General features: G+C 43.6%; 12 protein-coding genes. 10 read left to right on the top strand and 2 right to left on the bottom strand.

Features of this window, described 5'->3' with window-relative positions; genetic code table 11:
• Nucleotides 1-434: 434 nt before the first annotated feature.
• From IJN28_06205 to IJN28_06160, 10 genes are all read left to right on the top strand, one after another.
• Nucleotides 435-2,102, top strand: coding sequence for a ribonuclease J (locus tag IJN28_06205; GenBank protein ID MBQ6713360.1), 1,668 nt, complete (start codon nucleotides 435-437; stop codon nucleotides 2,100-2,102).
• Nucleotides 2,103-2,228: 126 nt separating this feature from the next.
• Nucleotides 2,229-2,984, top strand: coding sequence for a fumarylacetoacetate hydrolase family protein (locus IJN28_06200; protein ID MBQ6713359.1), 756 nt, complete (start codon nucleotides 2,229-2,231; stop codon nucleotides 2,982-2,984).
• A 15-nt stretch (nucleotides 2,985-2,999) separates the two neighbouring features.
• Nucleotides 3,000-4,073 (top strand): M42 family metallopeptidase, encoded by a 1,074-nt coding sequence (locus IJN28_06195; GenBank protein MBQ6713358.1) that lies wholly within the window; start codon nucleotides 3,000-3,002, stop codon nucleotides 4,071-4,073.
• Nucleotides 4,070-4,600 carry a gamma carbonic anhydrase family protein gene (locus IJN28_06190; GenBank protein MBQ6713357.1) on the top strand — a complete coding sequence of 177 codons (531 nt, stop codon included), beginning with the start codon at nucleotides 4,070-4,072 and terminating at the stop codon, nucleotides 4,598-4,600. Before IJN28_06195 ends, IJN28_06190 begins: the two co-directional genes overlap by 4 nt.
• Before the next feature lie 12 nt (nucleotides 4,601-4,612).
• The gene (locus tag IJN28_06185) at nucleotides 4,613-5,110 is read left to right on the top strand and encodes a cob(I)yrinic acid a,c-diamide adenosyltransferase (GenBank protein MBQ6713356.1); all 498 of its coding nucleotides are present in this window, start codon (nucleotides 4,613-4,615) and stop codon (nucleotides 5,108-5,110) included.
• Between the two features lie 282 nt (nucleotides 5,111-5,392).
• A complete protein-coding gene (locus tag IJN28_06180) occupies nucleotides 5,393-5,578 on the top strand; it encodes a hypothetical protein (protein ID MBQ6713355.1) in 186 nt (61 codons plus the stop codon).
• A gap of 99 nt (nucleotides 5,579-5,677) precedes the next feature.
• A complete protein-coding gene (locus IJN28_06175; GenBank protein ID MBQ6713354.1) occupies nucleotides 5,678-6,634 on the top strand; it encodes a DUF4397 domain-containing protein in 957 nt (318 codons plus the stop codon).
• Nucleotides 6,635-6,786: 152 nt separating this feature from the next.
• On the top strand, nucleotides 6,787-8,856 hold the full coding sequence (gene fusA, locus IJN28_06170) for an elongation factor G (GenBank protein ID MBQ6713353.1): 2,070 nt from the start codon (nucleotides 6,787-6,789) through the stop codon (nucleotides 8,854-8,856).
• Between the two features lie 159 nt (nucleotides 8,857-9,015).
• The gene (locus tag IJN28_06165) at nucleotides 9,016-9,504 is read left to right on the top strand and encodes an NAD(P)H-dependent oxidoreductase subunit E (protein MBQ6713352.1); all 489 of its coding nucleotides are present in this window, start codon (nucleotides 9,016-9,018) and stop codon (nucleotides 9,502-9,504) included.
• 64 nt (nucleotides 9,505-9,568) lie between these two features.
• Nucleotides 9,569-9,730: a DUF1540 domain-containing protein gene (locus tag IJN28_06160; GenBank protein ID MBQ6713351.1), complete on the top strand. Its 162-nt coding sequence runs from the start codon at nucleotides 9,569-9,571 to the stop codon at nucleotides 9,728-9,730.
• A 46-nt stretch (nucleotides 9,731-9,776) separates the two neighbouring features.
• Here the strand turns inward: IJN28_06160 and IJN28_06155 are convergent, their stop codons facing one another.
• Nucleotides 9,777-10,508, bottom strand: a complete 732-nt coding sequence (locus IJN28_06155) for a DUF4363 family protein (GenBank protein ID MBQ6713350.1) — start codon at nucleotides 10,506-10,508, stop codon at nucleotides 9,777-9,779.
• A 123-nt stretch (nucleotides 10,509-10,631) separates the two neighbouring features.
• Nucleotides 10,632-11,167: site-specific integrase (locus IJN28_06150; GenBank protein MBQ6713349.1), on the bottom strand; the 536-nt coding region annotated here is incomplete at its 5' end.

Raw genomic sequence — 11,167 nt, 5'->3', positions numbered from 1 at the left:
CTATCTCATCAGAGTAGTACATATGTATGCCTCTACTCATGCCTTCTTCCAGTTTCTTCACGATATTGCCGAGGCGGGCATTGATAGCTGTTTCTGTATCGTGCTTCATCTGTTTCCATGCCTGCATCGGATTGGACGGATTCGACAGGATGATAGCCGTATGTATTGATAATATGCAGTGTAATGTGAGATAAGCAGATAAAAGTTGCAAGGATCGAATAAAATGACATGGCTGGTGCTGTGTCGTTTTCACTTTTTCTAAGTTGAAAATACCGATGGACCTGCGTGTTTTCTGGCTTTGTAAGAACTTTTTACTGTATTTTTTTTATCGGTTGTGATATAATATTAATAATTGATTTGAGCGGCTGGGTAATTCTCTTTACAAAAATTCAGAACGGTCTCATTAAAAATATAATAGTGGAGGTGTAATTTTTTTGGCAAAAGCGCAACAAAAATTACAGATTATCCCTCTTGGTGGATTGGGGGAGATCGGGAAGAATATGACGGTCGTGCGTTATGGCGATGATATTATTGTCATTGATGCAGGCTTGATGTTCCCTGATGATGATATGCTTGGGATTGATTTGGTCATTCCCGATATTTCTTATTTGGTAGAAAATAAAGATATGGTTAAGGCGATCGTCCTTACGCATGGACATGAGGATCATATTGGTGCGTTGCCGTACGTGATGAAGCAGCTATCCGATGTTCCTGTCTATGGTACGCAGTTGACGCTTGGTATTCTTGAGGGGCGTCTTCGTGAAAATGGTGTTTCTTCGAATAATTTGGTTACGGTACAGGCGGGGGATACGATTCGTGCAGCTTGTTTCCAGATCGGGTTTATTCGAGTGAGCCATAGTATTGCTGATTCTGTCGGTCTTGCGATCAAGACGCCTGTTGGTACGGTCGTACATACAGGTGATTTTAAGTTTGATCAGACGCCTGTCGATGGCAAGGTCATGGATTTTCAGAAGTTCGCCGAAGTTGGCGAAGAAGGGGTTCTTGTTTTGATGGCGGATTCGACAAATGCGGAGCGTCCGGGCTTCACGATGAGTGAGCGTTCGGTCGGTCAGGCGTTCGATGCATCGTTCCGCTCGGCGAAGGGGCGTATCATTATTGCGACGTTCTCGTCGAATGTGCATCGTATTCAACAGGTTATTGAGTCGGCTTGCAAGTACAATCGCAAGGTTGCTGTGCTTGGTCGCAGTATGGTCAACGTTGTTAATATTTCGCTTGAACTTGGATATCTCGATGTGCCGGAAGGTGTGTTGATCGATATTGATGAGATCCGCAATTATCCGTCTTCGCAAGTCGTTATCGTGACGACGGGCAGTCAGGGTGAGCCGATGTCGGCTTTGACACGTATGGCGAAGTCTGATCATCGTAAGGTCGATATTGCTCCCGATGATACGATCATTATTTCGGCGACGCCGATTCCGGGAAATGAGAAGCTTGTTTCTCAGACGATCGACTGCTTATTGAAGCTCGGTGCGAATGTTATTTATGAACGCACTTCGGGTATTCATGTATCGGGTCATGCCAGCCAAGAGGAATTGAAGATGATGCATAATTTGATTCGTCCGAAGTTCTTTATTCCTGTACATGGTGAGTATCGCCATTTGGTGAAACATGCACAGATCGCACAAGATCTTGGTATGCCGAAAGAGAATGTTTTTATTGCGGAAAACGGTAATGTGTTGGAGTTTACGCAGGAAAAAGGCATGATCGCAGGCAAGGTAACGGCAGGCAAGATCCTTGTAGATGGTCTTGGTGTTGGTGATGTTGGCAATATTGTATTGCGTGATCGTCGTCAGTTGTCGCAGGATGGTATTTTGATCATTGTAATGACGATGGATAAAGCAAGTGGTACGATCGTAGCAGGGCCTGATATCGTATCGCGTGGGTTTGTCTATGTACGCGAGTCGGAGGCCTTGATGGAAGAGGCTCGTGAAAAAGTAAAACAAGCTCTTGATAAATGCGAAGAGAGTCGTATTAGCGAATGGTCGACAATCAAGTCGAATGTTCGTGATGCGCTTGGTCGTTATCTCTACGAACGTACAAAACGTCGTCCGATGATTCTTCCGATCATCATGGAAATATGATAAATGGCTATAATCCGAGAGAAGAGATTCTTTCGGATTATTTTTTTACCAAAAGCAGGATAAATTTTTTTATTTGTCAAAATAATTAAAAATGGAATTAATTTAATCGGAAATGAGGTAATTCATATGAAATTAGCACGCTTTTGGTGGAAGAAGCAAGAATATTGCGGCGTTGTAGAAGGGGATTCGATGCGTATTTTGAAAGGTGATCTGCTTGATACGCAAGAGGCAGGGGAACAGCTTGTTCCGCTTACGGAGGTAGCTCTTTTGCCGCCGACTTATCCGACAAAAGCCGTTTGTATCGGTCTTAATTATCGTGCTCATGCGATGGAATTGAAGTTTGATTTGCCCGATGAGCCGTTGATGTTTATAAAACCGTCTTCGTGTGTATTGCCGCCGAATGAAGGTATCGTTTATCCGACGCTTACCGAGGATCTTCATTATGAAGGTGAATTGGCAGTCGTGATCGGCAGTGTTGCCAAAAATGTAGCGGCCAAAGATGCGGATAAAGTTATTTTGGGATATACTTGTGCGAATGATGTTACGGCACGTGATATACAGAAAAAAGATGTTCAATGGACTCGCGGTAAGTCGTTTGATACGTTTTTGCCGTTCGGCCCGTGGATCGAAACAGATGTCAATCTTGATGATGCGCGCATCGTAACGACGCTCAATGGTGAGATCAAACAAGACTCCAATATTAATGACCTCATTTTTAAAGTACCTGAACTGATTGAAAAGATCACGGCAGTAATGACACTTTATCCGGGAGATATCATTTTGACCGGTACACCGTCTGGTGTAGGCCCGATGCAGGTCGGCGATAAGGTAATGGTCGCGATCGAAGGTATCGGTGAGTTGGCAAATACGGTCAAACGATAAGAATGGGGGAAATGAATGAATACGATCGAATGGTTGAAAGAATTGGCTTTGGCTCCTGGGGTATCGGGATTTGAATCGGCTGTTAAGAAATTGTTGTCGAAGAATCTTGCCGATATTTGTGAAGAGGATTACGATGGGATCGGAAGTATCATTTTTACGTTAAAAGAAAAAGCGAATGGGCCTAAGGTTATGATTGCCGCACACATGGATGAAGTCGGTTTCATGGTGAAGCATATCACGCCCGAAGGTTATTTGAAGTTTACTTGTATCGGTGGTTGGTGGGATCAAGTGCTCCTCGGTCAGCGTGTGACGGTGTTGACGAAAAACGGAGAGGTGCCGGGTCTGATCGGCAGTAAACCGCCTCATATCCTGCCGCTTGATGAACGGAAAAAAGTAGTTGATCGCAAAGATATGTATATTGATATCGGAGCGAAGGATAAAGAAGAAGCCGAGGAGGTATTTGGCGTTTCTCTTGGCGATGCGGTCGTGCCTGCGGGCGAATTCATTGTGATGAAGAATCCTGATTATCTGATGGCAAAAGCGTGGGATAATCGTATTGGTTGTGCGATGATGGCAGAGGCGATGCGTCGTATGGCAAATACTTCTCATGACAATCGTATCTACGGTGTCGGTACGGTACAAGAGGAAGTAGGTCTGCGTGGTGCGCAGACAAGTGCGGCTAAGATCGCTCCCGATGTTGCGTTTGTTGTAGATACGTGTGTGGCGGGCGATGTTCCCGGCGTATCGGCTGAACTGGCACCGGGCAAGCTCGGTGCAGGTATTGGTATAACGATCTATGATGCAAGTATGATACCAAGCACGGCACTTCGTGACTATGCGATCAGCGTGGCGAAAAAATACGACATTCCGTATCAGCTTGTGTTCACAGAAGGCGGTGGCACAGATGGCGGACGTATCCATTTGGCGCACAGCGGGGTGCCTACTCTGGTATTAAGTATTGCAACTCGCTATCTGCACAGTCATTATAGTATTATTCACAGACAAGATTATGAAGCCGGGGTTGCACTTTTGTGTGCGATGCTGACAGAACTTAATGATGAAAAAGTGAAGGAGATGCGAGAAGCATGAGTGAAAAAGGATTGCAAAAAGGCACGATTTTGCCATATATGGATACAAAACCGACGATCGATGAAACAGCATTTATTGCACAGGGTGTTCGCGTGATCGGCGATGTCACGATCAAAGAAGGGGCGAATATCTGGTATAATACGGTTCTTCGTGGTGACGAGCATCCGATCGTTATCGGTAAATATACGAATATCCAAGATAATTCTACGCTCCATATCATGCATGACTGGCCGTGTATCGTTGGCGATTACGTTACCGTCGGTCATGGTGCGATCGTACACGGTTGTACGATCGGTAACAACTGCTTGATCGGTATGGGTGCTGTTGTTCTTTCGTACGCAGAAGTAGGAGAAAACTCGATCATTGCTGCAGGCTCGGTCGTAACCGAACGTGCGAAGATTCCGCCTCGCTCGATGGTCATGGGTATCCCGGGTAAAGTCGTTCGTCAGATCACGGACGAAGAAGTCGAGATGCTCCGCAAATCTGCGCTCGATTATCACGCGCTTGCACAAAGATACAAAGAATAGGAGGGATATACGATGGGTGTATCTACTAAAACAGGCGATAAAGGTAAAACAAGTTTGTTCACAGGTGAGAGAGTTGATAAAGATTGTTTGCGTGTAGAAGCATACGGTCTTGTTGATGAAGTCAACTCTGTTCTCGGTATGGCAAGAGCAAATTGCAAAAACGAAGAAGTCAAAGCAACGATCTTTGCACTCCAAAAAATGAATATGTCTATGATGGCTGAGCTTGCCAGCACGGGTGAAGCAGCATATATTACGGACGAAGCACATATTGCTGTTCTCGATTCGACGATAGACACCATTGAAGCAGAGCTTCCTCCGCTTACGGCATTCTTGATCGCAGGCGATACTGTCGGCGGTGCGGCACTTGACTTGGCACGTACAACGATTCGCCGTGCAGAACGTGCAGTCTGGAGACTTAACAAAACAGAGCTGGTCAGACCGCAGGTGCTTATTGCACTCAATCGTCAATCCGATCTTTGTTTCCTCTTGATGCGTAAAGAAGAACTCTAAGCCTTCATTCGCAAAACCTCCTTTTTTGCATAGACTACATTATAAAAATGATGTAGATGTGTAAGAAGGAGGTCAAAGAATGAAACAGTTTAAGATATATATTTGGTCTTTGCCAACGCCGCTCAGACGGATTATGGCATTGTTTGTAAAATAAAAAATAAATACTCGCAAAAAAATTTTGCGAGTATTTATTTTTTTTTATTATTTTTAGCAGGAATTCTTCTCATTATCGAGAAATAATAAATATATCCTAAATTACTATACTATCAAGGAGGCGACGTTATGTTTAACAAACATATGAAAGTATATGCAACGTTACAGGGTGCGGAGGATTATGTATTGAAAGGCAAATGCACGGCGAAACGTGTTGCTGATGAAGAATATCGTATGAAATTGGCAGTTCCGCAAGATGCGATCAGAGCTGATCTCGATGGTATTCTTACGATCGTACATCCGAACCAACAGTAAAAAATGACGGAGCAGCATGGCATTAGCCGTGCTGTTTTTCTTTTGTGTAGTATTTTTTTACTCTTCCTTTCATATGGTGAAGTGAAGAGGTGAACGAAAATGAATAAGGAAGAAGTATTTCGTAAGAATACGCCCGATACGGCACCGATTCCGCCTAATCAGGGTAAGCCGCAACCGCCTGCACAGAACGGGCAGAATCAAGAACCGCGTCCGCCGCAGCAGAATGGACAGAACCAGCCGCCCGGACCACCAAGTAATAATCAAGAACCGCGTCCACCACAGCAGAATGGACAGAACCAACCGCCCAGACCACCGCGGCCACCCAGACCGCCACGGCCACCCAGACCACCGCAATACAATACGCACAATACCAATTCTCCCAGACCACCGTATCATGTCCATTATCATCCGTATCAGCCGCCGAAACCACCGCTTGTTATTCAGCCGATCCCACAAGTACAGCAGGGGATCAATACTTCTTATGTACGTTTCTTGAATGTGATCGCGGGCGGACCGAATGTTGATGTTTATTTGAATGGTACGCTTGTGGCGAGTAATCTTGCGTATGGTATGGCATCGAATTACGCGACTATCACATCGAATGTCAATCTTAATCATCGTGTTGTTGTCTATCAAGCAAATACTAAGGGCAACCCAATATTGCAGACACAACTTCCCATCAATCGAGGGAGTGTCTATACAGCTGCGTTGGGTGGTGTGATGCCGTCGATCGGCCTTCAGAGCATATCGATCCAGAGAATGGAGATCCCAACACAAATGGCGATCTTCCGATTCGCGCATCTATCACCAAACAATACAGCGATCGATGTAAAACTCAATGGGCAAAAGGTATTCACATGTGTGCCGTATTGGAACGTAACTTCAACGATCGGATTATATACGGGAGCATATACGATAGAACTTTTACCATGCGGGTCGCAAACGCCATTTTATACGATGAGAAGCACGAATATCGGAGCAGGTGCTTATACGTTGTATGCGATCGGAATTCTTGACGGAAGTCCTCCGTTTCAGACGCTCTTACTCAAAGATTAACCATGGGATGCTTATCCTATGGTTTCTTTTTTATTTATTATGAAAAATTTTTGGAAAAAAGCAGGAATTCATGTTATTTTCAGAGAATAGTGAAAAATATAATTATTCGTTATGATTTATAATATATCACGCGAAACAGGGAGGAAACTAAAATGAAAGAGTATACGAGTGAAAATTTAAGAAACGTTGGCATTGTGGCTCACGGCAAAGCCGGTAAAACGTCTTTGACGGAGGCTTTGCTGTATAGTGCAGGTATGGTTACACGTCTCGGTAAAGTTGTAGAAGGTAGTGCAACGACGGACTATGAACCGGAAGAAATTCGTCGTAAAATTACGATTGGCTCTACGATGGCACCGTGCGAATGGTTGGATACGAAAATCAACTTTATTGATACGCCCGGTTTCGTAGATTTCTTGGCAGAAGTAAAAGGTGCAGTTCGTGCAGTAGACAGTGCGCTTGTCGTATTGTGCGCAACGGCAGGGGTTGAAGTTGAAACAGAACGTGTATGGCGTTATGCAGACGAAGCAAAACTTCCGCGCCTTATTTTCGTCAACAAAATGGACCGTGAAAATGTTGACTTTAACTTAGTTGTTGAACAAGTAAAAAGTAAATTCAATGCGAACGCAGTTCCGCTTCAGTTGCCGATCGGTACAGAAGATTCGTTCTGCGGCGTAGTCGATCTCCTGAAAATGAAAGCGATCGTTTACCAAGACATCAACAAATATGAAGAAACCGATATTCCGGAAGATATGGCTGAAGATGCAGAAATCGCTCGTCAGATGATGATAGAAGGTATTGCAGAATCGAACGATGATCTTTTGGCAAAATATCTCGAAGGTGAAGAACTGACGGATGAAGAGATCATGCAAGGTCTCATCGACGGTGTAAAAGCAGTAACGCTCTTCCCGGTACTCTGTGGTTCGGCTACGAAAAATATTGGTGTTGCACAGCTTCTTGATGCGATCCATGAATACATTCCGTCTCCGACAGACAAAGAATATATTGGTATCGATCCGACTACTGAAGACATGGCATCGCGTAAAGTGGGCGATCCGTTCTCGGCAATCGTATTTAAAACGACGGCTGACCCGTTCGTTGGTCGTTTGAGCTTCCTCCGTATTCTCTCCGGTTCGCTTGCAGCAGACAGCACGATCTACAATGCATCGAAAGATAAATCCGAACGTATCGGTAACCTCCTTTCGCTTCGCGGTAAACAACAGGAAGTATTGAAAGTAGCTCATGCGGGCGATATCGTTGTTATTGCAAAATTGCAGGAAACGAACAGTGGTGATACGATCTGTGACAAACATCATCCGATCGTATATGATCGCTTGACATATCCGAAACCGATGTTCACGATGTATATTGCACCGAAAAACAAAGGCGACGAAGACAAGATCGGTACAGCACTTGCTCGTATCATGGACGAAGACCCGACGATCAAAGCAACAAAATGCGAAGAAACAGGTCAGCTTCTTGTAACGGGTATGGGCGAAATGCATCTTGAAATCATGAGAGAACGTATGCTCCGCAAATTCGGTCTTGAAGTTGTTCTCGATAATCCGAAAGTTGCTTATCGTGAAACGATCCGTGGTTCGGCTAAAGTCGAAGGTAAACATAAAAAACAATCCGGTGGTCATGGTCAGTTCGGTCATGTATGGCTCGAAATTGAACCGCTTCCGACAGGTGAAGGCTTCGAATTCGTTGACTCCATCTTCGGTGGCGCAGTACCGCGTCAATATATCCCGGCAGTAGAAAAAGGTGTTAAAGATACGCTCAAAGGTGGTATCTTGGCAGGCTATCCGATGGTAGACGTTAAAGTAACCCTCTTTGACGGTTCGTACCATAACGTAGACTCCTCGGAAATGGCGTTCAAAACAGCAGCCGGTCTTGCAATCAAAAAAGGTGTTATGCAGGCAAGCCCGATCCTCCTCGAACCAATCTACAATCTCGAAGTTTATATGCCGGAATCGTTCATGGGCGATATCATCGGCGATATCAACGGTAAACGTGGTCGCATTCTCGGTATGGATAGCTTGGACAATAAACAAGGTGTCGTAAAAGCACAGGTACCGCAAGGTGAAATGTTCCGCTATGCAGTAGAACTTCGTTCCTTGACACAAGGCAGAGGCAGCTTTGATATGGAATTCTCCCACTATGAAGAAGTTCCGCATAAAGTAGCAGAAGCTATTATTGCATCGAAACAAAAAGTAGCAGACTAATCGCAACTTAATTATTGTGTGAAAACAGAGAAGGGGCAGCGAAAGCTGTCTCTTTTCTGTTGTATAAAAAGAATAGTATCTGTAGGAATAATATGATAGGATAATAAAGGTGCAAAATGAATGTAATATAAACTATTTGAAAAGAAAAGGAAAATAAATATGAAAAAATGGGATTTAAATGAAGCAATCGAATATTATCGAAACGATGGTGCGCCGCAAAGTCAAGATGCGCTGATCGCACTCTTGCGCGAAGTACAAGAAGAAAATGATGGTGTGCTTCCGAGTTATATGATAAGAGAGATCGCAAAAAAGCTGAAAATAAAAGAAACCTTCTTAATGGCAATCATTAAACGGTATCCGAGCCTTCGCCTGGATAGTGCGCCGAATTTTCTTGAAGTATGTGGTGGACCGAATTGCGCAAAAAATAATTCGGCAAAATTGATGCGATTTATCATGGAAAAATATAAGGTGGAATCGGGCGGTATCAGTACAAATGGAAGGTTTGCCTATAAGATAGGCGGGTGTATGAAACATTGCGGAAAAGGGCCGAATATCAGATGGAACGGCGAAGTCTATAATAAGATGGACGAGAAGAAGCTGGTACAGTTGATAGAGAAGGGGAAGATAGAGGGGATAAATAACAATTAAGAATCCTTTTTCTGCCTGATTATCTTTTCGATTTTTGGTCATACTATGATCGGGAGGTGATCAAATGGCAAAAGATGTGAAATGTGGTGTTACTACTTGCCGTTATCATAGCAAAGGTGATATGTGCTCGGCTCCTTCGATCGAGGTTGCGGTAGATGCAAGCAGCTCGAGTAATTCGTGTAACTGTTCTTCCGAGACAAATTGCAAAACGTTCGTTTGTCGCTAATGTAGAAAAAATAATGCCTTTTGACAGTCGTCAAAAGGCATTATTTTTATTTGTTGGCAAGTGCTGAGCGAATCTTTGCCATACTTTCGTTAAAGCTTTTGAATTTCTCTAGAAAGGTCGTTTTATTTTCTGCATCTACAGAGTTTTTCATTTGCTCAATACTGCTATGGGTATGTGTGATCTCACCGAGGATGCCGAACTGTTCCAAATTTGATTTGGCACGTCCCCACGTATTTTGCAGTTCTTTTATTTTTGTTGCGGCTGTTACCCAATTTTTATTTTCAACAGCATATCTGAGATCGCGTCCTGCGTTGTTGATAGCAATAATATCGGAGAGTGGAGATAGTTTATAATTTTTGCTGATGTCGGATATTTTGTACATGAAGTCATTTAGGTCTTGTTGTGACGCATCAGCATTATGTGATTGTATTGCTGTAATGAGATGGTTTAGAATCGTTTCGGTTTCAATATTATTTTGCGAATCTTGGAGGGTGGACTTTGCTTCTGTCCATGCTGTTAAGAGTTTAGACAGATTTTCGTTTGCCATAAGCCAGTTGCGCGATAAGATGCCTTCAAATATCCCGCCCGCAAGGCCTTCGATATCATACAGTTTGGCTGGTGCATCGGCTGTCCATGAAGCAGTATCGGGGCTCGATTCTTCTATCATACCGACAGGACCTTGCTGAAAGTCGTTTATAGGTTCAATAAGACTGCAGCCTGCGCTGAAAAAAGGGATGACGATCGTAAAAGACAGGAGTGAAACCATAAATTTTTTCATAAATTGCCCTCCTTTTTTAAAGATAGTTTTTTCCCTCCTTGCGAATGTTATGCAAAGTGTTGTAAAACAAAAAAATTAGAAGGAAGAACCCTGTAAATACAAGGTTTTTCCTTCTAATTGTTACTAACTTGTTACTAATTCAATGTTCATTTTCAATTCTTTAATATCTTTATGCGTATATACGCGCTCGCCAACATCTGATGATTTGTGCCCCATTATTTTGTCAATACAGACTTTGTTTGCGCCGGCAGAGTCAAGGCGAGAACGGAAGGTATGGCGACATTCATGAGGGGTGTGCTTCATCTGAAGCTTTTTCATCAGAGAGCGCCAGAGTGGATGATAGAGCTGCACGTATAATTTGGAGCCGTTGTTTTCAAATAAGTATCCGTTTTTTGATGAATGGTATCTTTTTTCGACGATCGCTCGAATCTTGGAATGGATAGGTACGACTCTATTTTTACCGGCCTTTGTTTTTGTACCTCCTGTCATGATTTGTTCTTTGAGATCGATATTGGCAATTTGCAGGTCAAGCATTTCAGAGATGCGGAATCCTGTGTATAAGAGGAACAGAACGGAATCAGCCCATTCAAGATGCTGGTTTTCCCAAAGCAGGGCAATCTCTTCAGCCGTAAAAATGGTTTTCGTTGTTTCGGGAATCG

It is taken from the genome of Selenomonadales bacterium (genome assembly GCA_017442105.1).
Lineage (GTDB): Bacteria > Bacillota > Negativicutes > RGIG982 > RGIG982 > RGIG982.
Note: the sequence above shows the minus strand (reverse complement) of the source record. Positions and strands in the feature narration are given on the sequence as shown.

What these genes read in the sequence shown, in the direction of transcription:
- IJN28_06200 (MBQ6713359.1), top strand. Translation starts at nt 2,229, where the DNA reads ATGAAATTAGCACGCTTTTGGTGGAAGAAGCAAGAATATTGCGGCGTT.
- IJN28_06195 (MBQ6713358.1), top strand. Translation starts at nt 3,000, where the DNA reads ATGAATACGATCGAATGGTTGAAAGAATTGGCTTTGGCTCCTGGGGTA.
- IJN28_06190 (MBQ6713357.1), top strand. Translation starts at nt 4,070, where the DNA reads ATGAGTGAAAAAGGATTGCAAAAAGGCACGATTTTGCCATATATGGAT.
- IJN28_06185 (MBQ6713356.1), top strand. Translation starts at nt 4,613, where the DNA reads ATGGGTGTATCTACTAAAACAGGCGATAAAGGTAAAACAAGTTTGTTC.
- IJN28_06180 (MBQ6713355.1), top strand. Translation starts at nt 5,393, where the DNA reads ATGTTTAACAAACATATGAAAGTATATGCAACGTTACAGGGTGCGGAG.
- IJN28_06175 (MBQ6713354.1), top strand. Translation starts at nt 5,678, where the DNA reads ATGAATAAGGAAGAAGTATTTCGTAAGAATACGCCCGATACGGCACCG.
- fusA (MBQ6713353.1), top strand. Translation starts at nt 6,787, where the DNA reads ATGAAAGAGTATACGAGTGAAAATTTAAGAAACGTTGGCATTGTGGCT.
- IJN28_06165 (MBQ6713352.1), top strand. Translation starts at nt 9,016, where the DNA reads ATGAAAAAATGGGATTTAAATGAAGCAATCGAATATTATCGAAACGAT.
- IJN28_06160 (MBQ6713351.1), top strand. Translation starts at nt 9,569, where the DNA reads ATGGCAAAAGATGTGAAATGTGGTGTTACTACTTGCCGTTATCATAGC.
- IJN28_06155 (MBQ6713350.1), bottom strand. Translation starts at nt 10,508, where the DNA reads ATGAAAAAATTTATGGTTTCACTCCTGTCTTTTACGATCGTCATCCCT.